The organism is Janthinobacterium sp. GMG1 (assembly GCF_034427795.1).
Classification (GTDB): Bacteria; Pseudomonadota; Gammaproteobacteria; order Burkholderiales; family Burkholderiaceae_D; genus Janthinobacterium.
In genome coordinates this window covers 453164-476206 of sequence record NZ_JAXQNT010000004.1, presented here as the reverse complement: position 1 = coordinate 476206, position 23043 = coordinate 453164, and the positions used below count along the sequence as shown (strand labels likewise).

Annotated in this window: 20 protein-coding genes; 9 read left to right on the top strand and 11 right to left on the bottom strand. The window is 62.8% G+C overall.

Annotated elements, in window-relative coordinates:
- Positions 1 to 22: 22 nt before the first annotated feature.
- Positions 23 to 949 (bottom strand): histone deacetylase family protein, encoded by a 927-nt coding sequence (locus SJI03_RS14110; RefSeq protein ID WP_099378906.1) that lies wholly within the window; start codon positions 947 to 949, stop codon positions 23 to 25.
- Positions 950 to 1166: 217 nt separating this feature from the next.
- Here SJI03_RS14110 and SJI03_RS14105 point away from each other — a divergent pair, with 217 nt between their 5' ends.
- The 5 genes from SJI03_RS14105 to SJI03_RS14085 all read left to right on the top strand — a co-directional run bounded on the left by SJI03_RS14105 (position 1167) and on the right by SJI03_RS14085 (position 7037).
- The gene (locus SJI03_RS14105; RefSeq protein WP_322427593.1) at positions 1167 to 2075 is read left to right on the top strand and encodes an AAA family ATPase; all 909 of its coding nucleotides are present in this window, start codon (positions 1167 to 1169) and stop codon (positions 2073 to 2075) included.
- A gap of 5 nt (positions 2076 to 2080) precedes the next feature.
- Positions 2081 to 3094, top strand: a complete 1014-nt coding sequence (locus SJI03_RS14100) for a DUF58 domain-containing protein (protein ID WP_322427592.1) — start codon at positions 2081 to 2083, stop codon at positions 3092 to 3094.
- Positions 3091 to 5112: a DUF3488 and transglutaminase-like domain-containing protein gene (locus SJI03_RS14095; RefSeq protein ID WP_322427591.1), complete on the top strand. Its 2022-nt coding sequence runs from the start codon at positions 3091 to 3093 to the stop codon at positions 5110 to 5112. Before SJI03_RS14100 ends, SJI03_RS14095 begins: the two co-directional genes overlap by 4 nt.
- A gap of 8 nt (positions 5113 to 5120) precedes the next feature.
- Positions 5121 to 6266: a lytic murein transglycosylase B gene (mltB, locus tag SJI03_RS14090; RefSeq protein WP_322427590.1), complete on the top strand. Its 1146-nt coding sequence runs from the start codon at positions 5121 to 5123 to the stop codon at positions 6264 to 6266.
- A 438-nt stretch (positions 6267 to 6704) separates the two neighbouring features.
- Positions 6705 to 7037, top strand: coding sequence for a hypothetical protein (locus SJI03_RS14085; RefSeq protein WP_034751784.1), 333 nt, complete (start codon positions 6705 to 6707; stop codon positions 7035 to 7037).
- Positions 7038 to 7137: 100 nt separating this feature from the next.
- On the opposite strand, the gene cysM is transcribed toward SJI03_RS14085, so the two are convergent.
- Positions 7138 to 8040 carry a cysteine synthase CysM gene (cysM, locus tag SJI03_RS14080; protein ID WP_035825682.1) on the bottom strand — a complete coding sequence of 301 codons (903 nt, stop codon included), beginning with the start codon at positions 8038 to 8040 and terminating at the stop codon, positions 7138 to 7140.
- Positions 8041 to 8292: 252 nt separating this feature from the next.
- Here cysM and SJI03_RS14075 point away from each other — a divergent pair, with 252 nt between their 5' ends.
- From SJI03_RS14075 to SJI03_RS14060, 4 genes are all read left to right on the top strand, one after another.
- Positions 8293 to 10062: an FAD-dependent oxidoreductase gene (locus tag SJI03_RS14075; RefSeq protein ID WP_322427589.1), complete on the top strand. Its 1770-nt coding sequence runs from the start codon at positions 8293 to 8295 to the stop codon at positions 10060 to 10062.
- Positions 10063 to 10187: 125 nt separating this feature from the next.
- Complete coding sequence (locus tag SJI03_RS14070) at positions 10188 to 11753, top strand: phospholipase D family protein (protein WP_322427588.1); 1566 nt, start codon at positions 10188 to 10190, stop codon at positions 11751 to 11753.
- A gap of 231 nt (positions 11754 to 11984) precedes the next feature.
- A complete protein-coding gene (locus SJI03_RS14065) occupies positions 11985 to 12731 on the top strand; it encodes a PEPxxWA-CTERM sorting domain-containing protein (RefSeq protein ID WP_322427587.1) in 747 nt (248 codons plus the stop codon).
- Between the two features lie 140 nt (positions 12732 to 12871).
- A complete protein-coding gene (locus SJI03_RS14060; protein ID WP_322427586.1) occupies positions 12872 to 13717 on the top strand; it encodes a sterol desaturase family protein in 846 nt (281 codons plus the stop codon).
- 86 nt (positions 13718 to 13803) lie between these two features.
- Here SJI03_RS14060 and SJI03_RS14055 read toward each other — a convergent pair whose 3' ends face one another.
- The 9 genes from SJI03_RS14055 to aroA form a co-directional block, all read right to left on the bottom strand.
- Positions 13804 to 14514 carry a ComEA family DNA-binding protein gene (locus SJI03_RS14055; protein WP_322427585.1) on the bottom strand — a complete coding sequence of 237 codons (711 nt, stop codon included), beginning with the start codon at positions 14512 to 14514 and terminating at the stop codon, positions 13804 to 13806.
- Between the two features lie 177 nt (positions 14515 to 14691).
- Positions 14692 to 15645 (bottom strand): D-glycero-beta-D-manno-heptose-7-phosphate kinase, encoded by a 954-nt coding sequence (gene rfaE1 / locus SJI03_RS14050; RefSeq protein WP_322427584.1) that lies wholly within the window; start codon positions 15643 to 15645, stop codon positions 14692 to 14694.
- On the bottom strand, positions 15642 to 17009 hold the full coding sequence (locus SJI03_RS14045) for a UDP-glucose dehydrogenase family protein (protein ID WP_099378895.1): 1368 nt from the start codon (positions 17007 to 17009) through the stop codon (positions 15642 to 15644). The genes rfaE1 and SJI03_RS14045 overlap by 4 nt, the downstream gene beginning before the upstream one ends.
- Positions 17010 to 17094: 85 nt before the next feature.
- Positions 17095 to 18270: a lipopolysaccharide assembly protein LapB gene (gene lapB / locus SJI03_RS14040; RefSeq protein WP_099378894.1), complete on the bottom strand. Its 1176-nt coding sequence runs from the start codon at positions 18268 to 18270 to the stop codon at positions 17095 to 17097.
- 46 nt (positions 18271 to 18316) lie between these two features.
- A complete protein-coding gene (locus SJI03_RS14035; RefSeq protein WP_034751796.1) occupies positions 18317 to 18619 on the bottom strand; it encodes a LapA family protein in 303 nt (100 codons plus the stop codon).
- Positions 18620 to 18854: 235 nt separating this feature from the next.
- Complete coding sequence (locus tag SJI03_RS14030) at positions 18855 to 19160, bottom strand: integration host factor subunit beta (protein WP_008446215.1); 306 nt, start codon at positions 19158 to 19160, stop codon at positions 18855 to 18857.
- Positions 19161 to 19177: 17 nt separating this feature from the next.
- Entirely contained in the window at positions 19178 to 20890 is a 1713-nt protein-coding gene (gene rpsA / locus SJI03_RS14025; RefSeq protein ID WP_071650172.1) for a 30S ribosomal protein S1, read from the bottom strand.
- Between the two features lie 112 nt (positions 20891 to 21002).
- Positions 21003 to 21671, bottom strand: a complete 669-nt coding sequence (cmk, locus tag SJI03_RS14020; RefSeq protein WP_099378893.1) for a (d)CMP kinase — start codon at positions 21669 to 21671, stop codon at positions 21003 to 21005.
- 16 nt (positions 21672 to 21687) lie between these two features.
- The gene (aroA, locus tag SJI03_RS14015) at positions 21688 to 23043 is read right to left on the bottom strand and encodes a 3-phosphoshikimate 1-carboxyvinyltransferase (RefSeq protein ID WP_322427583.1); all 1356 of its coding nucleotides are present in this window, start codon (positions 23041 to 23043) and stop codon (positions 21688 to 21690) included.

Genomic DNA, 23043 nt, shown 5'->3' with positions numbered 1-23043 from the left:
CTCAACCGTTACAGCGCAACCATTACAGCTCCGCCAGCGCCTTCACGTGCGCCGCCACGCTGCGGCCCAGGGATGACAGGTTGTAGCCCCCTTCGAGGCAACTGACGATGCGGCCCTTGCCATACTGATTGGCCACGGCCATCATTTGCTGCGTCATCCACGTGTAGTCGGCCTCCACCAGGCCCATGCCGCCCACGTCGTCTTCGCGGTGGGCATCGAAACCGGCGGAAATGAAAATCATCTGCGGCTGCTGTCGGTGCAGCGCAGGCAGCCAGTGGTCGAGCACCAGCTGGCGCACGGCATCACCCTTCGAACGGGCCGGTACGGGCACATTGACGCGCGTGTCCGTATACGATTCCACGTCGCTGTACGGATAGAACGGGTGCTGGAAAAAGCTGACCATCAGGATGCGCGGATCGTGCGCCACGGACTCGGCCGTGCCATTGCCATGATGCACGTCGAAATCGACGATGGCGACCCGTTCGAGCCCGCGCACGTCGAGCGCATGCTTGGCGGCGATGGCGACATTGTTGAACAGGCAAAAGCCCATGGGCTCGCTGGGCCGTGCATGGTGGCCGGGCGGGCGGATCGCGCAAAAAGCGTTGCTGATCTCGCCGTCAATGACGGCGTCCGTGGCGGCCACAGCCGAACCGGCGGCGGCCAGCGCCGCCTCGTAGCTGTGCGCGTTGAGCAGGGTATCGCCGTCGAGCGGGTAATAGTCACCGGCCGGTGGCACGTTGTCGCGCACGAGGCCGATAGCCGTGGCGCTGTGGTTGCGCTCGATATCGGACAATTGCGCGCGCACGCCATCGCGGTGCTCGACCAGGTCGCTGATGTGCGCGAGGATCAATTGATCGTTGATGGCCTGCAAGCGGGCCGGCGATTCGGGATGCCAGTCGCCCATTTCGTGGCGCTGGCAATCGGGATGGGTATAAATGGCTGTGCTCATGCGCTGTACTGGTTACCTATGTCTCTGTCCATTCTCCGGGAACACTGCATGGCATTCCTGTTCGCCCTGCGCGTTCTCGCATAAAATCACTGGCTGGTCTGGGCCGCCGTCGCTGCCACTCTAATCTACCACGTGCACGACACGGGCGGGCGGCACGGCTTGACCTGGCCAAAGCGATTGTAAATTAAATAATCCGACTTACTGTGATAGAAATAGCATGTTTTCGAAAATACACCAGGCCGCACAGCAGATCGGCGAAGTTCTCGTCGGCAAACACTTGCAGATCCGCCAGGCCCTCGCCTGCGTGCTGGCCGGCGGCCACCTGCTGATCGAAGACGTGCCCGGCGTGGGCAAGACAACGCTGGCGCACGCGCTGGCCATCTCGCTGGGCCTGCAATGGAAGCGCCAGCAATTCACCAGCGACTTACTGCCTGCCGACGTGGCCGGCATGAGCGTGTATGACCGGGGCAGCGCCAGCTTCCTCTTTCATCCCGGCCCCCTGTTTACCCAGGTGCTGCTGGCCGACGAAATCAACCGCGCCACGCCGAAGACGCAATCGGGCTTGCTCGAAGCGATGGAAGAGCGTCAAGTGACGCTCGACGGCGTCACGCGCGCGCTGCCGCAGCCGTTTTTCGTCATCGCCACACAAAACTGCGCGCACCAACTGGGCACCTTCCCCCTGCCCGAATCGCAGCTCGACCGTTTTCTCATGTGCGTCACCCTGGGCTACCCCGATGCGGCGGCCGAACGGGAACTGCTGCTGGGTGCCGACCGCCGCGCCATGCTGCAAACCTTGCCGGCCGTCATGAACGCGGAAGAATTGCTGCAGGCGCAAGCGGGTCTGCGCGCCATCCACGCCTCGATCGCCGTCGTCGACTACGTGCTGTCCCTCGTGCATGCCACCCGCGTGCCAGGCGTGTTTGCCGATGGCCTGAGCCCGCGGGCCGCGCTGGCCCTGCTGCAAGCGGCGCGCGCCTGGGCCGCCCTGGCCGGACGCGACCACGTCACGCCCGACGATGTACAAGCCGTGCTATTACCCGTCTGCGCCCACCGCCTGCATGCGGCGCAAGGATCCACGGACAGCCACCACCTGCTGCAGCAATTGCTGCTGGCAACCCCCGTCTGACCGCCGTGCGCCTGCGCACTATCCGCTGGCTGCCGGCGCGCCCCTGGCTGGGCGCGCAGCGCGTGCATATACGCCCCTCGCGCGCGGGCCTGGCGTTTGCCGCGCTGCTGCTGGCGCTGTGGATCGCCGCCGTCAATTACCGCCTAGGCCTGGGCTACGCGCTCACGTATTTCGCGGCCGCCTGCGCCATCGCCGACATGCTGTTTGCCAGCCGTAACCTGGCGGGCCTGGCGCTGGCCGCCACGCCGGGCAAGTCCGTGTTCGCGGGTAGCCACGCCACGTTCACCTTGCGCCTGATCAACCGCAGCACGCGCCCGCGCCATGTGATCCACGTGGCCGTGCACGGTTCAACGGCGGCACCCGGCCTGGCCGATATCGATGCCCACGGAGAAACGGCCATTCATATCGTCGTAGCGGCGCGGCAACGCGGATGGCTAGCTGCGCCCTCCGTGCGCCTGTCCGGCAGTTTCCCGCTGGGCCTGTTTCTCGCCTGGTGCCATTGGCAGCCCGAAGCGCGCCTGCTCGTGTATCCGCAGCCCGAACACAACGCGCCGTCGTTGCCCTTGCCTGCAGGGACAGAACAGCCGGCAAAGCAGACACCACAACAACCACGCACGTCCGATGGCGCCTTGGAACTGGCGGGTGTGCGCGCCTACCAGCCGGGCGACCCCTTGCGCCGCCTGGCCTGGCGCCAGATCGCCCGCCATGACGGTGAGCATTTATTCAGCAAGCAATTCCAACTCGCCGCCGACGCGCAGGTCGGCACAGACCGTGGCAGCATCGTGCTTGAGTACGCCGCCCTGCACATGCTGGCGCCGGAAGCGCGTTTGTCGCGCCTGGCCGCCTGGGTGCTGCAGGCGGAACGCACGGGCTTGCCGTACGGTTTGCGCCTGGGCAAGCTGACTTTGGCGCCGGCCCTGGGCGCCAGCCAGCGCGACGCCTGCCTGCGCGCGCTGGCCCTGTATGATTTGCCGCGCGATTTTCCACAGGAGTTGCCGCAACATGAGGCCATGGCATGAGGCAATGGCTGACCAACTTGCCACGCGACAAGGCCGACATCGTGCTGCTGTTGCTGGCTGCCGCCATGGTGCTGGCGCCGCACGCGCTGCACCTGCCCCCATGGCTGTCGGCCGCCGCTGCCGCCCTCCTGCTGTGGCGCGCCATCATCACCGTGCGGGGCCGGCGCCAGCCGCAGCTGGCCGTGCTCGCGCCGCTGGCCTTGCTGGGCATCGCCGCCGTCCACGCCAGCTACGGCACCGTGCTGGGGCGCGATGCGGGCGTGGCCATGCTGGCCTTGCTGCTGGCCTTGAAATCGCTGGAAATGCATGGCCGGCGCGACATCTTCGTCTTCGTCTTCCTCAGTTTTTTCCTCCTGCTGGCGAACTTCTTTCATGCGCAAGGCATCCTCAGCGCCGCCTGGATGCTGGCCACCGTCATCGTCCTGCTGACCGGCCTGCTGTCGGCCCAATACGGCGCCGTGCAGCCGCGCCTGGCGCAAAGGTTAAGTTTGCTGGGACGCATGCTGGCGCTGGCCATCCCCCTGTCGGCCGTACTGTTTCTTGCCGTGCCGCGCGTCGACGGCCCCTTGTGGGGGACGGCGCCAGAAGGCGCACAGGCGCGCACGGGCTTGTCCGACAGCATGCAGCCGGGCGCCATCGCCTCGCTGGCCCTGTCCAGCGAACCCGTCTTCACGGCCCGATTCAGTACACCACTCCCGCCGCAAGACCAGCTGTACTGGCGCGGCGTGGTGCTGGGTGACTTCGACGGCGCCACCTGGACGCGCCGGGGCGCGAAGGGACGCGCGCCAGCCAGCGACAACCGGATAGACATCGCGCTGGAAGGCCAGCCCAGCCAATACGAAGTGACCTTGCAAGCAAGCGGCCAGCGGCGCATCTTCGCGCTCGACGTACCGCGCAGCATCGAACGCCTGCCCGGCAACCCGTATGTCGTGTCGTCCGCGCTGGAAGTGCTGACCATACAACCTATTACTTCGACCGTCCGTTACCGCGTCAGTTCCCTGCCCCGCTACCGTTTGCAAGCCGGCCTGTCTTTGGCCCAGCAACAGCCATGGCTGGCCTTGCCCGCAGGCAGCAATCCACGCAGCGTGGCCTGGGCCCGCGCCCTGCGCGGCCAGGGCGCGCAGGCGCTGGCACCCGCCGACGCCATCGCCGCCGTGCTTGAGCACTTCCGCCGCGCGCCCTTCCGCTACACCCTGCAGCCGCCACTGCTGGGCAAGCATGGCGTCGACGACTTCCTGTTCACCACGCAGGCGGGCTTTTGCGAACATTACGCGGGCAGCTTTGTCGTGCTGATGCGCGCGATGGGCATTCCCGCGCGCGTCGTCACGGGCTACCAGGGCGGCCTGCGCAACGGTACGGACAACAGCCTGAACGTGCGCCAGTCCGACGCCCATGCCTGGAGCGAAGTGTGGCTGGCGGGTCGGGGCTGGGTGCGTATCGATCCCACCAGCGCCGTCGCGCCCCTGCGCACGGAACGCAACCTCGACGCGGCCCTGCCGCCGGCGCCGTCGCCGCTGACGGCATGGCGCGCCTTGGCCGGCCTCGATGGCGGCGCGCACGGGGCGGTGGCCGCGTGGCGCCAGCAATGGCAGCAGGCCGAGCAAGCCTGGAGCCGCTGGGTGCTCGACACCACGCCGCAACGCCAGCGTGCCATGCTCGATGGCTTGAAAAACGTGCCAGCGAAAAAGCTGGCACTCGCTTGCGCCGTGCTGGCCCTGCTGGCCGCCGCGGCTGGCGCGCTGGTCTGGTGGCGGCAGGTGCGGCAAGGCAATCCGCTCGACGCCCTGTACGTACAGTTTTGCCAGCAGCAGGCGCGGCGCGGCTACAGCCGTGCGCCGCATGAAGGCCCGCACGGTTATGCTGCGCGGTTGGCCGCAGGCAAGGCCACACAGGAGGCGCACGCCGCCATCGCACAGTTTCTGGCAATCTATGCCGCGATGAAGTATGGTAATGCCAACCCAGACGAACAATTCCACGCGCGGCGCAGCTTGCGCCGCCTGTTAACCCAATGCCGATGAGACGCTCCTTGTTACCGATCAAAACCTCCGCCCTGTCCCTGCTCCTCTCCCTTCCCTTGTGCCTGTCCACCGCGCACGCTGGCGAAAACAGCAATATTTCCGCTGCTGACCGGGCCCGTGCCGTGCGCGCGGCCAAGGCGCCTCCCGTCAAGGCAGCCGCAAAAAAAGCACCGGCGAAATTCGACTTCGAAGGCGAATTTGTCGACTATGCCAACTGGAAGGAAGTACGCGCCTTCCTCGACGAGATGTCCGCCAAGCACGGCTTTAACCGCGCCGAACTCGATACCCTGATCGGCAAGGTGCGCTATGTCGAGTCGACCGTGCAACTGATGAAGCCGGCCCCGCCGGGCAAGCCGAAGAACTGGCAAGCGTACAGCGCCCGCTTCATCGAGCCGGTACGCATCAATGCGGGCGTGAAATTCTGGGAAGAGAACGCGGACGCGCTGACGCGCGCCGAACGCGAATATGGCGTGCCGGCCGAGATCATCGTCGGCATCATCGGCGTGGAAACTGTTTACGGACGCAACACGGGCCGTTTCCGCGTGCTCGACGCGCTGACGACCCTTGCGTTTTCCTACCCGGAAAGCCCGACCCGCGCCGCGCGCATGGAGTTTTTCAAGGGAGAACTGGAAAACGCGCTGCTGTACGCGCGCAAGGATGGCATCGATCCCTTGACTCTGCTTGGCTCGTATGCGGGCGCCATCGGCCTGCCCCAGTTCATGCCGAGCAGCATCATGAAATATGCGGTGGACTTTGATGGCGATAGTCACATCGACCTGCGCAATTCCACGGCCGACGCCATCGGCAGCGTCGCGCATTTCCTCGTCGAACACGGCTGGCGGCGCGACGATCCGGCCATCAGCACGTATTCCGTCACCGTGTCGGCCAGCCGCGCCTGGGAAAAGTTCATCGGCCAGGGCTTGCAAGCGAAGTACCGGCTGGCGGAATTGCAGGAGGCGGGCGTGAGTGCCGCCCCGTCCACGCCCCAGAACATGCTGTTCGGCCTGATCGATCTGCAAAATGGTTCAGAAGCAACTGAGTATCACTTGGCAACCAATAACTTCTTTGCTATAACTCAGTACAACAGAAGTTATTTTTATGCCATGTCAGTCATCGACTTGGGCAAGGCCATCAGTCAAGTGCGCGCACGCTAACCGAAAGTCGGTGTAAAGTTATAATATTACTTGTAAGAAAGCGTAAGGGATGTTGAAGCGACCAGAAAACAAGTCTATGGTAGGGCCGATAACATGTGCCAGCCTTGCTCGCCAGCCTTTGTGCGGCACGGAATACGGAAATGGTTTTATACTTAACTTTTGTCAAAGTACAATTTTTGTTCTATTATAGAGCATAATAAAGAATAAATAGGTGTTGCAACAAGACAACACCTATTTTGTACAAAGCAAGATTACTGGGCTTTCCGGCCTGAAATTGAATCCTGTTGTACAATTGTGTATATATTACGAAAAACTGTATCCCGGATCGTACCGTGTGTGAATTCGTTCCTTTTAGTAAAGAATGAACATGAACGCAGCAAGAGCGAGCTCCGAGTGTTTTTTACTTTGCAGTGCAACTACAGAAGGAACAATAACATCATGACAAACCAAGTCGGCATTGATATGAACAGCGATTCGGACTCCGACGATCTGCTTCAATACAACCCAAACAGATTGCTCGATACCCTGATCGAAAACCTGCGCCTGAAAAACGACGCAGCCTTGTCCCGCGCGCTGGAAGTAGCGCCACCAGTCATCAGCAAAATCCGCCACCACCGCCTGCCGGTCGGCGCATCGCTGCTGATCCGCATGCACGAAGTCAGCGACCTGAGCATCCGCGACCTGCGTTACCTGATGGGTGACCGTCGTAACAAATTCCGCATCAGCGACAAGCAATTCAAGCCAAAAGAAGGCGAAACGCCACAAGGCTGATCCTGCCAGTTTCGCAGGTTTTCCCTCCCCGCCATGGGGAGGGGGTATTTCCAGCAGTTCCCAGGCCGTTCTGGCCGACATTATTTTCCCGTATCAACTATCAAGCAGGAAAGACTCCGGTCGAGAGATAGCGGTCGCCGCGATCGCACACGACAAACACGATCGTCGCGTTTTCCACCGTCTGTGAAATGCGCAGCGCGATTTCGCACGCGCCGGCTGCCGAGATGCCGCAGAACAAGCCCTCTTCCGCCGCCAGGCTGCGCGCCATGCGCTCGGCCACGCCCTGGCTCACGTATTCCACCTGGTCCACGCGCGACTTGTCGTAGATTTTCGGCAAGTATGCTTCCGGCCACTTGCGGATGCCGGGAATCTGCGAACCTTCCTCGGGCTGGGCGCCGATGATCTGGATGGCGGGATTCTGCTCTTTCAAGTAGCGCGATACGCCCATGATGGTGCCCGTCGTGCCCATGGCGCTGACGAAATGCGTAACCTGGCCATTCGTATCGCGCCAGATTTCCGGCCCCGTGCTTTCATAGTGGGCGCGCGAATTGTCTTCGTTGGCGAACTGGTCGAGGATCACGCCACGGCCATCCTTCTGCATCTGCTCGGCCAGGTCGCGCGCATATTCCATGCCGCCCGTCTTCGGCGTCAATAAAATGTCGGCGCCGTAGGCAGCCATGCTCTGGCGGCGCTCCACGCTGAGATTGTCCGGCATCAAGAGCAGCATCTTGTAGCCGCGCAAGGCGGCGGCCATGGCCAGCGCGATGCCGGTATTGCCGCTGGTCGCTTCGATCAGGGTATCGCCCGGCTTGATGACGCCGCGCTCTTCAGCGCGCTTGAGCATGGACATGGCGGCGCGGTCCTTCACGGAGCCTGCCGGATTATTGCCTTCCAGCTTGCCCAGGATGACGTTGTTGCGCGCAAGCGCATCGGCACCCGGCAAGCGCGTCAGCTGCACCAGCGGAGTATTGCCTATCGTATCTTCAAGTGTCTTGTAAGCCATCGTGTCTGTTTGAGTAGGTTCAACAAAGACCCATTCTAATATGAGATGCCGGCCTGCGTATCGCTGATCGGCTCCAGCAGCCTGGCCCGCGCGCGCCCCTTGCTGCGCCGCCACATGCGGCATGGCGCCTGCCGCGCCGCCATTTCCGGGCGTACACAAGGGGTATTGCGGCAGGCGCGCGCCGCATGCGCTAGACTCGTCACTGTTAGTTATTTTTGTTATTTGCTTATTCAGCCTCCGAACGGACTCGCCATGGCCAGCAGCACACCCGAATTCATTCCCGAAACGACGCAGGACGATCCCGTCCAGTTCGCCACGCTCGACTTGCAGGGCCGCAGCCACCAGATCTCGCCCGTCTTCAATGGGCTCGAACTGCAGCGCTTGCAGCGCTATGGCACGCTGCAGCGCTTTGCCGATGGCGATACGCTGTTCGAGGCGGGCAGCAGCAGCTTCGGCATGCTGGTGATACTGTCCGGGCGGGTCAGCATCAAGCGCCACGAAGTGCTGGGGCAGGCGTCGCTGTTGCGCGAAGTGGGCGTCGGCCACTTCATTGCCGAGGTGGCGCAATTGTCCGGCCGCCCCACCCTCGTCAACGGCAGCGCCGTGGGCGCCGTGGAATTGCTCGACATCAGTTCGGAATCCTTGCGCGCGCTGATCGTGGCCGAGGCGGAGATGGGCGAGCGCATCGTGCGCGCCCTGATCCTGCGCCGCGTGGCGCTGATCGAATCGAATTCCGGCGGTCCCGTGCTGGTGGGACCGCGCGGCAATGGCAATCTGTTCCACCTGCAAAGTTTTCTGTCGAGCAATGGCCATCCGCATACGGTGCTCGACCCGGCCACCGATGCGGCCGCCGCCGCGCTGGCCGAGCGCTGCCAGCCCACGCCGCAGGACTGGCCGCTGGTGGTCTGTCCGGACGGCAAGATCATGAAGAATCCCGGCAATGCGGAACTGGGGCGCTGCCTGGGCATGCTGCCCGATTTGTCCGGTGACAAGATCTTCGATGTGCTGGTGGTGGGCGCCGGGCCCGCCGGCCTGGCCACGGCCGTGTATGCAGCCTCCGAAGGCCTCACCGTGCTGGCGCTGGAACAGCGCGCGTATGGCGGCCAGGCGGGCGCCAGCGCGCGCATCGAAAATTACCTGGGTTTTCCTACCGGCATCTCCGGTCGCGCGCTGGCGGGGCGCGCCTATGTGCAGGCGCAAAAGTTCGGCGTCGAAGTCGCCACGCCGGCCAGCGCCGCCAACCTGCTGTGCGACACCTGGCCCCTGCGCGTCAACTTGTGCGACGGCACGCAGGTGCGCGCCCGCACGGTGGTGCTGTCGTGCGGCGCGCGCTACCGCCGCCCCTCGCTGGCCAACCTGAAAACCTATGAGGGACGGGGCGTGTATTACTGGGCCTCGCCCATCGAAGCCAAGCTGTGCCGGCAGGAAGAGATCATCCTGGTCGGCGGCGGCAATTCGGCCGGCCAGGCGGCCGTGTTCCTCTCCGGTCACGCCGCCAAGGTCCACATGGTGATCCGCGGCGAAGGGCTGGCGGCCAGCATGTCGAGCTATTTGATCGAGCGCATCGCCGCCACGCCCAACATCACCTTGCACACGCACACAGAAATCATCGCCCTCGAAGGCGACAACGACGGCTTGACGGAGGCGCGCTGGCGCAACAACCGCACGGGCGAGGAAGCCGCCTGCGCCGTGCGCCGCGTGTTTCTTTTTGTGGGCGCCGATCCGAACACGGACTGGCTGCACGACTGTGCCGTGGCCGTCGACGAACAGGGCTTCATCCGCACGGGCTTCGATGTCACTCGCGCCGAATGCCGCGCCCACGGCCATGCTGCGCATTTGCCCAACCCGCCACCCGACTTGCCGGACCGGGCAGCCCTGGAAACGAGCGTGCCGGGCGTGTTCGCCATCGGTGACGTGCGCGCCGGCTCCACCAAGCGCGTGGCCGCCGCCGTCGGTGAAGGGGCGGCCGTGGTGTCGCAAATTCACGGCTTCCTGGCGCGGCTGCCGGCTGGCTCCGCCTGAAAATCGTGCATTGTAGAAACTGCTACAATCGGCTGTTGCCATCCCGCTGAAAGAATCCGCATGCCCCATACCGCCAAGCTTTCCCCGCGCCGCAATATGCCCGCGGTGCGCTGACGGTGCGCCGCATGTTCGTCAAATTGTTGCTGCTGGCCACCTTGTTTGCTGTGCTCAGCATCGCCGCCCTGTACAGCTATGGGCGCTTCGCCGAGCGTTCGCTGGGGGCGCCAGGCACGGCCCTGCCCGTGGCGATGGATGCCACCCTGCTCGACCGCGTGCTGGCGCCGCAACTGGCGCAACGGCCAGGCGATAGCGGCACGGCCCTGATCGACGACAATCTGGAAGCGTTTGCCCTGCGCGCCCTGAGCGCACGCGAAGCGGGCCGCAGCCTCGACCTGCAGTACTACATCTGGCATAACGACGTCACGGGACGGCTGCTGGTGCGCGAGCTGCTGCGTGCGGCCGACCGCGGCGTGCGTGTGCGCGTGTTGCTCGACGATATCAACGCGCGCGGCCAGGATGCCGCCATCCTCGCGCTCGACAGCCACCCGCTGATCGACGTGCGCATGTTTAACCCGGGCCGCAACCGCGACGGCATCTGGTTACGCGCCACGGAAATGGCCTTGCGCGCCCTCAGCCTGAACCGGCGCATGCACAACAAGGCCTGGATCGTCGACGGCAGGGTCGCCCTCGTCGGCGGGCGCAATATCGGCGATGAATATTTCGATGCCGCAGAACAAGTCAATTTCCAGGATGCGGACTTGCTGCTGGTGGGACCCGCCGTGCAGCAGACGAGCGATATCTTCGACCGCTTCTGGAACAGCCGCGCCGTCATCCCCATCCGCGCCTTGCACGTCGACAAGAACTCGGGTGCAGCGGAACTGCAGGCCGTGCGCGCCCGCCTCGACGCGCTGACGGGAGAACTGGGCGCCTCACCGTACCTGCGGCAGCTGACGGATGCGGGCCAGTTGCAAGCCCACCTCGATGGCCGCGTGCGCCTGCACTGGAGCGGGCACGTGCAAGTATTGTCGGATCCGCCGGAAAAAGCCGCACCCGTGGCCAGTTTGCAGCGCAGCGAGCACTGGCTCATGCACAGCTTGCTGCCCCTGCTGACGGAAGCGCGCGAGGAAGCGCTGCTGACCTCGCCATACTTCGTGCCCGGCGCGGAACTGACACAGACCCTGGGCGAAAAAGTTGCCACCGGCGTCCAGGTCCAGGTACTGACCAACTCGCTGGCCGCCACCGACGTGGCCCTCGTGCATGCGGGCTATGCGCGCTACCGCCAGGCGCTGCTGGGCGGCGGCATCGAACTGTTTGAATTGAAGACCCAGCACCGCAAGCGCATCAGCCTGATGGGCTCGAGCCGCGCCAGCCTGCATACCAAGGCCATGGTGGTGGACGGCCAGCGGGGCTTCGTCGGCTCCTTCAACCTCGATCCCCGCTCGGCCCAGCTGAATACGGAGATGGGCGTGCTGTTCGACGATGCCGCGCTGGCGAACGACATGCGCGCGCTGTTCCAGCACTCGACGGCGAGCGACACCAGCTACCGTTTGCTCCTCGACAACGGCGCCCTGCGCTGGTCCGACGCCACCGAAGTGCCCGCCAAGGTGTGGACGCACGATCCGGAAGCGGGCTTCTGGCGCCGCATGCTGGTGTCCGTGATGCGCTGGCTGCCGATCGAATCGCAGCTGTAGGCGCGCACGGCGTGTGAAAACTTTAACCCTGACAAGATTGCCATCTAAAAATATTTGTTGTTTTCGAGACATGTCAGATGGCGTTTTGTCAAACGCTGCTATAATCGCCTCAACGGGATACCACCGCTGTCCCTGAAGTACCTTTCTCGCCCCTTCCGCGATTGAATCCAACGTTGGCCAAAAGCTCGCCGACAGACTGCAACACTACCCTGTCACTTTTGGAGCTTTATCATGCGTAACACATCTACTTTGCTGGCGCTGGCCGCCGCTTCCCTGTGCGTCACTGCCGCCCAGGCCGCCACGACCAACCTGGTCAAGAATGGCGATTTCGAACTGACCAGCAACGGCACCTCGAAACAACTGAACGAAGGCACGTATGCCCGCGCGGACCGCACCTACCTGAGCGACTGGTCCAGCAAGGGCTATAACTTCGTCTTGAACGGCAATAACATCGACGACACCAACGCCGCGACGGCGCTGGCCTTGTGGGGCCCGAATTCCTACAGCGGCCGCGGCCCGCAAAACGGCCTGGGCGTCAGCCCCACGGGCGGCAATGTGTTGGCGGCGGACTGGGATTACTTTCCCGGCCCCGTCACGCAGCAAGTAAGCGGCCTCGTCCCCGGCCAAGCCTACACCCTGAGCTTTTCGTATGGCGCTGGCCAGCAGGTGGGTTTCCGCGGCGATAATCCCGTCAATTACTGGGACGTTGCGCTGGGCAGCAGCAAGCAGCAGACGGCATCGCTGGCCAACGTCAGCCAGGGCTTCACGGGCTGGCACCAGGCCAGCATGACCTTCACGGCCACGGACAGCAGCGAATTGCTGTCGTTCATGGCCAAGGGCAGCCCGACGGGCGCGCCACCGTTCATGCTGCTCGACGGCGTGTCGCTGGTGTCAGCCGTGCCGGAACCGTCGACCTGGGGCATGCTGATCGGTGGCCTGGGGCTGCTCGGTTTCCTAGCGCGCCGCCGCAAAGGCTGACAAAACCTACTGCGCGGCACGGGGCGCAGCCTGCGATGCTCGCTGTACTCCAGTACAGCTGCGCGTCTCGGCCACGCCGCGCATCCGCTCGCTACGGTTTTGTTCAGCCTTTCATTTCACCAGTTGACTGAAATACTTCGATGAGCCTGCTGCACACCTTGCAAACCCACCTGCCCGGCATCGCCATCGACGTGCTGCGCCTGACCCTGTGGCTGGTGCTGCTGGCCGTGATCTTCGTGCCGCTCGAGCGTTTCTTTGGCGAACGCCATGCGGGACGCTCGCGTACGGAACTGTTCAGCGACCTGGGCTTTTATTTCATCAGCAGCCTGCTGCCGGCCGCCTTGCTGGCCGCGCCGCTGGCCATCATTGCCGTCGCTGGCCAGCGCTGGCTGCCGGACGCCATCCCCGCCACATTGTCTACCCTGCCCCTGTGGGGCAAGCTCTTGCTGGGCTTGCTGATCGGCGAAGTCGGCACTTACTGGGGACATAGACTCAGCCATGAATTACCATGGCTGTGGCGCTACCACGCCGTGCACCACAGCACGGAACAGCTGTATTTCCTCGCCAATACGCGCACCCATCCCGTCGACATGCTCGTCACGCGCCTGTTCGGTCTGACACCCCTGTATCTGCTGGGCCTGGCCGGTCCCGGCGCGGCAGGCAGCGCCGCCCCCGTGCTGTTGCTGCTGATCGGCACCGTCTGGGGCTTCTTCATCCACGCCAACCTGCGCTGGCGCTTCGGCCCGCTGGAATGGCTGGTGGCCACGCCTGCCTTCCACCACTGGCACCACAGCAAGTTCGAGCACATCAACCGCAACTACGCCTCTACTTTACCCGTGCTGGACCGGCTGTTCGGCACATATCACTTACCGCGCGCCTGGCCCGCCGCCTGCGGCATCGAGACGCCCATGCCGAAGACGCTGGCAGGACAACTGGCTGCGCCATTCAGGCGTCCTGGCAAGCCAGAATCCCCGGCCGTAGAATGAAAAAAACCCCGCGCGGCCGGTACCGCACGGGGTTTTCTTCTCGTGCTGCGCGGCACCACCACGCAACACGCTTCACAGCAACACGCTTACTTTTTCTCGGCTTCAGCCTTCTTCGCGTCGGCAGCGGCCAGTTTGGCTTCCTTCTTCGCAGCCGCTTCCGCAGCCTTGGCTTCTTTCTTGGCGGCCGTTGCCGCTTTCTTCGTGGCAGCAGCTTCCTTCTTCGTTTCGGCAGCCGTTTTCACTGGGGCGGCATCGGCCGCGGCAGCAGCAGGAGCCGGCGCTGCGGCAGGCACCACCTTGGCGGCGGCGGCTTCTTTCTTCGCGGCAGCAGCAGCGGCCTTGGCTTCTTTCTTCGCGGCGGCAGCTTCTTTCTTCGTTTCAGCGGCTGACTTGGCTGGCGCCGCAGCGGTGTCGGTCGCAGCAGCTGGCTTCGGTGCGGCTTCTTTCGCTGCAACTTCCTTCACAGCAGTTTCCTTTTTTGCCGGGGCAGCTTTCGCCGCCGGGGCGGGTGCTGCCGGCGCGCCGGACTTGGCCTGGCCATTCACTTGCAAGCCCGCTTCCGACAGTTTCACGGAACTTTTCGGACCGATGCCTTTTACGCGGCTTTCAAAATCAGCCCAATCCTTGAAGGCGCCGCCCTTGGCGCGTTCATCGACGATGGCTTTCGACGTGACGGGGCCGATGCCCTTGACGCTGTCGAGTGCCGCCTGGTCCGCCTTGTTGACATCGACCTGGGCAAAGGCAAAGCCCATCGTCGCGATCAGGGTGGCGATGGCCAGCAGTATTTTTTTGAACATGGATATCTCTCCGTAAGGTGGTTTCAAGATGACTCGAACGCAAAGGAGGAACGGCGCCTTAACGGCTTAACGGCTGGGGCGTGATACGGTTGACAAGACGGGACAGCGGAATGGCAGGAGAACCTGCGCCAGATCAAACGGACTGGCGCAGGTGAGATGCGGCATACAGCGGCATAGTTACTGCGGGAACAGCTCTTCTCGGGTGACGGTGGCCGTGCCCAGCTTGCCGACGACGATGCCGCCGGCGCGGTTGGCCGTGCGCACGGCGTCGCCCAGGCTCATGCCGGCGCCCAGCATGGCCGCCATGGTGGCGATCACCGTGTCGCCGGCGCCCGAGACGTCGAACACTTCGCGCGCATCGGTCGGCATGTGCAACACCTCATCGGCCGTGTACAGGCTCATGCCTTCTTCCGATCGGGTCAGCAGCAAGGCGTCCAGGCCCAGCTGCGCGCGCATCTGCTGCGCGCGTTCCGTGAGTTGCTCTTCCGTATTCCAGTTGCCGATCACGCGGCGCAGTTCGGACTTGTTCGGAGTGAGCACTGACGCACCCGAATAGCGGCTGAAATCATCGCCTTTCGGGTCAACCATGACGATCTTGCCGGCCGCCCGGGCCGCCTTGATCATCTCGGCCACGTTCACCAGGCTGCCCTTGGCGTAGTCGGACAGGACCACCACGTCATAATCGGGCAAGAGGGCATTGAACTGCGCCAGCTTGTCACGCAGCACCGTATCGCTGGGCGCATCCTCGAAGTCGATGCGCAGCATCTGCTGCTGGCGGCCGATCACGCGCAGCTTGATGATGGTGGAAATGGCCGCATCGCGCTGCAGATAGCTGTGGATGCCGCCGCCTTCGAGCAGGCGCTCAACCTGGCTGCCCGCCTCGTCGTCACCCACCACGCCCAGCAAGCTCGTCTTCGCTCCCAGCGCGGCCGCATTGCGCGCCACGTTGGCGGCGCCGCCGAGACGCTCTTCGCGCTTCTCGATGCGCACGATGGGCACGGGCGCTTCCGGCGAAATACGGCTGACGTCGCCGAACCAGTATCGGTCCAGCATCACATCGCCCACCACCAGCAGGCGTACCTGGGCCAATGCGGCCGGCGCCGTCAAGGCGAGCACCTCATGGGCGCTCATGCGCGCGTCAGGATCGAGCGACCGATCCCGTGGTATTCGATGCCATTCTCGGCCATGACGGCCGGCTCGAACAGGTTGCGTCCGTCAAAGATCACGGCCTGCTTCAGGCGCGCCTTGACCTGCTCGAAGTCGGGGCTGCGGAAGGCTTTCCATTCGGTCACGATGACCAGCGCATCGGCGTCCTGCAGCGCATCCTTCGGGCTGTCGGCAAAGCGCACCTTCGCCAATTGCTCCGGCGTCAAGTCCAGTTGCAGCACGCGGCGCGCCTCGGCCATGGCGACGGGGTCGTACACGGCCACGGTGGCGCCGCGCCCCAGCAAGTCAGCCAGCAGCACGCGGGCCGACGCTTCGCGCATGTCGTCCGTATTCGGCTTGAAGGCCAGGCCCCACACGGCAAAGTGCCGCCCCGTCAGATCTTCGCCGAAGCGAGTGACCACTTTGCGGCCCAGCACCTGCTTCTGCTGGTCATTGACGGCTTCGACGGCACGCAGGATCAGCAATTCCTGGCCATGGCCGCGCGCCGTGCGCTCGAGCGCCTGCACGTCTTTCGGGAAGCAGGAACCGCCATAACCGCAGCCGGCGTACAGGAAGCTGTGGCCGATGCGCGGGTCGGAACCGATGCCGTGTCGCACGGCTTCGATATCGACGCCCACCTTGTCGGCCAGGTTGGCCAGTTCATTCATGAAGGAAATACGCGTGGCCAGCATGGCGTTCGCCGCATACTTCGTGAATTCGGCCGAACGCACATCCATCCAGTAAGTGCGTTCGTGATTGCGGTTGAACGGCGCGTACAAGCTTTTCAGCAGTTCGCGCGCACGCTCGCCGTCCGGCGTGGCGTCGACGCCGATGACGATGCGGTCCGGGCGCATGAAGTCTTCGACGGCCGCGCCTTCCTTGAGGAATTCCGGATTCGACGCCACCGAGAACGTGGCGGCCACGCCGCGCGCATCGAGTTCGCCCTGGATGGCGGCGCGCACTTTTTCGGCCGTGCCAACGGGCACGGTCGACTTGTCGACGATGACCTTGAATTCCGTCATGTACTTGCCGATGCCGCGCGCGGCCGCCAGCACGTATTGCAGGTCGGCCGAGCCGTCTTCATCGGGCGGCGTGCCGACGGCGATGAATTGCATCACGCCGTGCGCGGCAGCGGCTTCGACATCGGTGGAAAAGGTCATGCGGCCGGCGGCACGGTTACGCGCCACGACTTCTTCCAGGCCCGGTTCATGGATGGGGATGCCGCCGCTGTTGAGCAAGGCGACCTTCTGTACGTCGAGGTCGAGGCAAAAGACGTCGTTGCCCAGTTCCGCCAGGCAGGCGCCGGTCACGAGGCCCACATAGCCCGTGCCGATAATGGTGATTTTCATGGTTGTGCCGTATTTCTTATTTGTAAATTTCGGGTACTACATACAAGTACACGCCACGTTGCGCAGGGCAAGGTGGCGTGTCGGTTTAATTCATGACGTTGAGTTCTTCCGTGCGGCGCGGTGGATACGTTTCCCACTTGTTGCAACCCGGGCAGTGCCAGTAGAACTGGCGAGCCTTGAAGCCGCAGTGGCTGCACTGGTAGCGGGCCAGCTTCTGCGTGTAGCCGTGCACGAGGTTTTTCACCATCGACAGCTCCGACCAGATGGCGGCCGGCGCATCCATCATGCGCGCTTCCAGCAGTTTATCCAGGCCCAGCAGGGTCGGCGTGCGGCGCAGCTCGGCGCTGACCAGCTGCTTCGCCGCTTCCACGCCGTCGAGTTCGATGACAGCCTTGAAGACGACTTCGATCAGGTCGATCGACGACGCTTCTTCCAGGTAGGAGCGCAACAGGTTGACGCCTTCCTGTGGACGACCCAGCTTGGTATAACCATCCATCAGGCGCTGCGCCACCAGGGCCACGTGCGGCACGCTCTGCTGCTCCACGCGGCGCCAGGTGGTCAGCGCGCCTTCCACGTCGCCGCGCGCCAGCAGCACGTCGCCCGTCAGGATGGTGGCGCGCACGCTCTTGCGGTCCGTCTGCAAGGCTTTTTCCAGCAGCGGCATGGCTTCGTCCGGCTTCATGTGCACCAGCGCGTCATGTGCCAGTTCGCAATAGAACTGGGCGATTTCCTTCTGGCGCGCGCCGGCGCCCGATTCCTGCAAGCCCACGGCCGCTTCGATGGCGCGTGGCCATTCCTTTTCGCGCTGGTAGATTTCCAGCAGCGCGCGGCGCGCCTGGGCCGCATATTGCGTATCGATCAGGCTGTTGAAAGTTTCTTCGGCGCGGTCCAGCAGACCCGCCTTCAGGTAATCCATGCCCAGCTCGTAGGCGGCGTGGCCCTGCTGTTCCAGCGGCAGGTCCGGGCGCGCCAGCAAGTTCTGGTGCACGCGGATGGCGCGCTCCGTCTCGCCGCGGCGGCGGAACAGGTTACCCAGCGCAAAGTGCATATCGGCCGATTCCGGGTCCAGCTTGACGACTTCGATGAAGGCATCGATGGCCTTGTCATGCTGTTCATTGAGCAGGAAATTCAAGCCCTTGAAGTAATTGCGCGGCAGGCTGCGCGATTCGGACACCAGTTGATGAATGTCCACACGCGCGGCAATCCAGCCCAGCGCGAAAAACACGGGGATACCCAAGAGCCACCAGAGTTCAAATTCCATGCGATTGTTTTTATTCGAGTAAGAGAGATAGGAGCGATGGCGCCGCTTACTGCGCGCTCACGCTGTCCGGTTGCGGTTGGACATTGCTGGCCACGCCAACGGTCTGCAGCGCGGCAATGGTGGTTTTTTGCTTGGTCGCTTCGCGGCGGTGACGGAACACGGTCGGCGTCAGGGCCAGTACGCCCAGGCTGGCGCCAGCGACAAAAAAGCCCAGCAGCATCAGGACCAGGGGGCCGCGAATTTCATAATTGAGGAAAACATGCAGGTCGACAACCTGCGCATTCTTCAGCGCAAAACTGAAGAACAGGACGAAAAGAACACAGCCAACGATGGTGGAGATGATTTTCATCGATACGTCCAGAAAGTACAAAAAATGCCTGTATGGCACAACCTTGGAATGCCTGACAGAAGCGTAGCGAGCGTCAGTGATTTGTGGCCAAGAAGCGCAACCGTACTGGAGTACGGTGAGCATCGCCGGCCGCAAAGCGCGACGCGCAGTAGCTTATGTCAGGTATTCTCAGCATATTAACAAAAAAAAGCGGCATCCAAGGACGCCGCTTTCTATGTCGCCTTCCAGCAGACGATTAATCCTCGATTATCGGTTGCCCGACCATCGCATCCACCCGCTCGCGCAACTGTTTGCCCGGTTTGAAGTGGGGTACCCGTTTTTCGGGAACCATCACCTTGTCGCCGGATTTCGGGTTGCGGCCGATGCGCGGGGGCCTGCTGTTCAGGGCAAAACTGCCAAAACCGCGGATCTCGATGCGCTGACCGGTCGCCAGGGCGTTGGTCATCGCATCGAGAATGGTCTTGACGGCATACTCCGCATCTTTCGCCACCAGCTGAGAATAACGCTCAGCGAGGCGGTTGATCAGCTCGGACTTTGTCATCTGCCGTATCCGCAGTCTTAGTTCTTGTTATCGAACTTAGCTTTCAACAAGGCGCCCAGGCTGGTGGTGCCCGAAGCTGCGTTGTTGTCGGTAGCTGCCATCTTCTGCATTGCTTCCTGGGTTTCAACGTTGTCTTTCGCTTTGATCGACAGTTGGATACCACGGGCTTTGCGGTCGATGTTCAACACCATAGCTTCGACGGTGTCGCCGACTTTCAGGTGCGTACCAGCATCTTCAACGCGGTCGCGCGAGATTTCGGAAGCGCGCAGGTAGCCTTCAACTTCTTCGGACAGTTGGATCACGGCGCCTTTAGGCTCAACCGATTTAACGGTACCGGTTACCAGCGAGCCCTTGTCGTTCATGGCTGCGAAGTTGTTGAATGGATCACCTTCCAGTTGCTTGACGCCCAGGGAAACGCGCTCGCGCTCAACGTCGATGGCCAGAACGATGGCTTCCAGTTCGTCACCTTTCTTGAAGCGACGCACGGCTTCTTCGCCGGTTTCGGTCCAGGACAGGTCGGACAGGTGCACCAGACCGTCGATGTTGCCGGCCAGGCCGATGAACACGCCGAAGTCGGTGATCGATTTGATCGCGCCGCGGACTTTATCGCCCTTCTTGTGGGTCACGCCAAAGTCATCCCAAGGGTTGGCTTTGCACTGTTTCATACCCAGCGAGATACGACGACGCTCTTCGTCGATTTCCAGAACCATCACTTCTACTTCGTCGCCCAGTTGGACAACTTTGTTAGGAGCAACGTTTTTGTTCGTCCAGTCCATTTCGGAAACGTGTACCAGACCTTCGATACCCTGTTCCACTTCAACGAACGCGCCGTAGTCGGTCAGGTTCGTTACTTTACCGAACAGACGGGTGCTTTGTGGGTAACGACGGGACAGACCGGTCCAAGGATCGTCGCCCAGTTGTTTCACACCCAGCGAAACACGGTTTTTCTCTTGATCGTATTTCAGGACTTTGGCGGTGATTTCCTGGCCAACCGTCAGAACTTCCGACGGGTGACGTACACGGCGCCATGCCAGGTCGGTGATGTGCAGCAGGCCATCGATACCGCCCAGATCCACGAACGCGCCGTAGTCGGTGATATTTTTGACGACGCCGGTCACGACCGTGCCTTCTTTCAGCGTTTCCATCAGTTTCTGACGCTCTTCGCCCATCGAAGCTTCGATGACGGCGCGGCGGGACAGAACCACGTTGTTACGCTTGCGGTCCAGTTTGATGACCTTGAATTCGAGGGTTTTGCCTTCGAATGGGGTGGTGTCTTTGACAGGACGGGTATCAACCAGCGAGCCCGGCAGGAATGCGCGGATGCCGTTGGTCAATACGGTCAGACCGCCTTTGACTTTACCATTGACGGTACCGACGACGATTTCGCCCGATTCCATCGCTTTTTCCAGAGCCAGCCACGAAGCCAGACGCTTGGCTTTGTCGCGCGACAGGATGGTATCGCCGAAACCGTTTTCCAGCGATTCGATCGCCACGGAAACGAAGTCACCAACTTTGACTTCCAGTTCGCCGTGGTCGTTCTTGAATTCTTCGACAGGGATGAATGCTTCGGATTTGAGGCCAGCGTTCACGATCACGAAATTGTGGTCGAGGCGCACGACTTCAGCGGAAATAACTTCGCCGGAGCGCATATCTTGACGCGACAACGATTCCTCGAAGAGCGCAGCAAAACTTTCCATACCGGTAGATTCGTTAGTTGTAACAGTAGACATAGGGTTCACACAGGTTATCCAGCAGAGATCGCACGATGCGACTTAAACTGGGTTAGGTTTTTGACACACCCGGACAGGCCAGGAGCCGTCAACGGGCACCACATAGCACAGGCTATTTTGCTGCAGCGGCATGCCATTTCAACACGGTTTCGACGGCTTCATCAGCCGTCATTGCCGAGGTATCCAGGACATGCGCCCCTTCCGCGGGGACCAGCGGCGCAATCGCACGGTGAGTATCACGTTCGTCCCGCGCCTGCAAATCCATCAGAAGGTCTTCCATATTAGCAGAAAAACCCTTGTCTATCAATTGCTTGTAGCGCCGTTGCGCGCGCGCCTCGACGCTGGCCGTCAGGAACACCTTCAATTGGGCGTGCGGAAAGATCACCGTGCCCATGTCGCGCCCGTCGGCCACCAGGCCTGGCGTCTTGCGAAAACCCAGCTGCAAACCCACGAGGGCATGGCGAACAGTTGGCAATACGGCAATCTTCGACGCCGTATTACCCACCTCTTCAGCACGAATCTGCTCGGTGACATTTTCATGCGCCAGCAGGATCTCGCCACCGGCGAAGTGGCAAGGCAAGTGTTCGGCCAGCTTGGCCAGCGCGTGCTCGTCGCGCAAATCCGTGCCACGGCGCAGCGCCGTCAGGGCCGTCAGGCGGTACAGCGCGCCCGAGTCCAGGTAATGAAAGCCCAGCTTGTCGGCTACGCGGTGCGCCACCGTACCCTTGCCGGAAGCGGTGGGGCCATCGATGGCGATGACTGGGATGTTGGAGGTCGGCATAGTATTAGGCAATCAATTAAATCAGGGTGTCTTTGGCAATCCCCGCGAATGCGGCGAAATACTCGGGGAAGGTCTTGGCCACGCATTTCGGGTCGTTGATGCGCATCTCGTTGCCGCGCCGCGCGGCGCCGTCCAGCGAAGCCAGCGAAAAGCACATGGCCATGCGGTGGTCGTCGTACGTGTCGATGGTGGCGGCAAGAATCTGCGCAGGCGGCGTCACGCGCAGGTAGTCCGCACCCTCTTCCACTTCCGCACCGAGTTTGCGCAATTCCGTTGCCATGGCTGCCAGGCGGTCCGTTTCCTTCACCCGCCAGCTGGCGATATTGCGCAAGGTCGAGGTGCCATCCGCGTACAGAGCGGCCACGGCGATCGTCATGGCCGCGTCGGGGATGTGGTTGAAATCCATGTCGACGGCTTTCAGGACGCCGTTCGAGCGGGCCTCGATCCAGTTCTCGCCCATGGTGATGGTCGCGCCCATCTGCTGCAAGGCTTCGACGAAGCGTACGTCGCCCTGGATACTGTTGCGCCCAACCCCTTCCACGCGCACGGGACCGCCGCCGATGGCGCCGGCCGCCAGGAAATACGACGCCGACGAAGCGTCGCCTTCCACGTGGATCGTACCCGGACTTTGATATTGCTGGCCCGGCTGCACCGTGAACGACTGCCAGCCGTCATGTTCGACCGTCACGCCGAAGCGGCGCATCAGGTTCAGGGTGATCTCGATGTACGGCTTCGAAATCAGCTCGCCCGTCACGTCGATGGTGACCGCATGGTCGCGCGCCATCAGCGGCGCCACCATCAAGAGGGCCGTCAAGAACTGGCTCGACACGTTGCCGCGCACGGCGATGCGCTGCGCGTGGATATGGCCGCGGCGGATGCGCAGCGGCGGGAAGCCCTGCTCGCCCGTGTACTCGATCTGCGTGCCGACGGCGTTCAGCGCGTCGACCAGGTCGCCGATCGGGCGCTCGTGCATGCGCGACACGCCATGCAGCGTGTAGTCGCCGCCGATGACGGCCAGCGCCGCCGTCAGCGGGCGAATGGCCGTGCCGGCATTGCCCATGAACAGATCCGCCTCGTGGTGCGGGAACACCCCGCCGCAGCCTTCCACGTGATGCACCTGGTGGGCAGTGGCCGGGTCGCCCGTCAATTCATCCTGCGTCCATTTCACGCCCAGCGACGTCAATGCCGTCAGCATGACGAAGGTGTCGTCGGAGGCGAGCAGGTCGACGATCTTCGTCGTGCCCTTGGCCAGCGCGGCCAGCAGCAGCACGCGATTGGAAATGCTTTTCGAGCCGGGCAAGCGCACCGTGCCTTCGGCATGCATCACCGGCTTCAAATCGATATGGTGGGGGTAGTGCTTGGTCTGGGTCAT

Excerpts from the sequence above, each read along its gene's own strand:
- aroA (WP_322427583.1), bottom strand. The coding sequence starts at position 23,043 with ATGACCCAGACCAAGCACTACCCCCACCATATCGATTTGAAGCCGGTG.
- lapB (WP_099378894.1), bottom strand. The coding sequence starts at position 18,270 with ATGGAATTTGAACTCTGGTGGCTCTTGGGTATCCCCGTGTTTTTCGCG.
- SJI03_RS14075 (WP_322427589.1), top strand. The coding sequence starts at position 8,293 with ATGGCCAGCAGCACACCCGAATTCATTCCCGAAACGACGCAGGACGAT.
- rfaE1 (WP_322427584.1), bottom strand. The coding sequence starts at position 15,645 with ATGAGCGCCCATGAGGTGCTCGCCTTGACGGCGCCGGCCGCATTGGCC.
- SJI03_RS14045 (WP_099378895.1), bottom strand. The coding sequence starts at position 17,009 with ATGAAAATCACCATTATCGGCACGGGCTATGTGGGCCTCGTGACCGGC.
- SJI03_RS14110 (WP_099378906.1), bottom strand. The coding sequence starts at position 949 with ATGAGCACAGCCATTTATACCCATCCCGATTGCCAGCGCCACGAAATG.
- SJI03_RS14105 (WP_322427593.1), top strand. The coding sequence starts at position 1,167 with ATGTTTTCGAAAATACACCAGGCCGCACAGCAGATCGGCGAAGTTCTC.
- SJI03_RS14070 (WP_322427588.1), top strand. The coding sequence starts at position 10,188 with ATGTTCGTCAAATTGTTGCTGCTGGCCACCTTGTTTGCTGTGCTCAGC.
- rpsA (WP_071650172.1), bottom strand. The coding sequence starts at position 20,890 with ATGTCTACTGTTACAACTAACGAATCTACCGGTATGGAAAGTTTTGCT.
- cysM (WP_035825682.1), bottom strand. The coding sequence starts at position 8,040 with ATGGCTTACAAGACACTTGAAGATACGATAGGCAATACTCCGCTGGTG.
- SJI03_RS14030 (WP_008446215.1), bottom strand. The coding sequence starts at position 19,160 with ATGACAAAGTCCGAGCTGATCAACCGCCTCGCTGAGCGTTATTCTCAG.
- SJI03_RS14055 (WP_322427585.1), bottom strand. The coding sequence starts at position 14,514 with ATGTTCAAAAAAATACTGCTGGCCATCGCCACCCTGATCGCGACGATG.
- cmk (WP_099378893.1), bottom strand. The coding sequence starts at position 21,671 with ATGCCGACCTCCAACATCCCAGTCATCGCCATCGATGGCCCCACCGCT.
- SJI03_RS14035 (WP_034751796.1), bottom strand. The coding sequence starts at position 18,619 with ATGAAAATCATCTCCACCATCGTTGGCTGTGTTCTTTTCGTCCTGTTC.
- SJI03_RS14065 (WP_322427587.1), top strand. The coding sequence starts at position 11,985 with ATGCGTAACACATCTACTTTGCTGGCGCTGGCCGCCGCTTCCCTGTGC.
- SJI03_RS14095 (WP_322427591.1), top strand. The coding sequence starts at position 3,091 with ATGAGGCAATGGCTGACCAACTTGCCACGCGACAAGGCCGACATCGTG.
- SJI03_RS14060 (WP_322427586.1), top strand. The coding sequence starts at position 12,872 with ATGAGCCTGCTGCACACCTTGCAAACCCACCTGCCCGGCATCGCCATC.
- SJI03_RS14085 (WP_034751784.1), top strand. The coding sequence starts at position 6,705 with ATGACAAACCAAGTCGGCATTGATATGAACAGCGATTCGGACTCCGAC.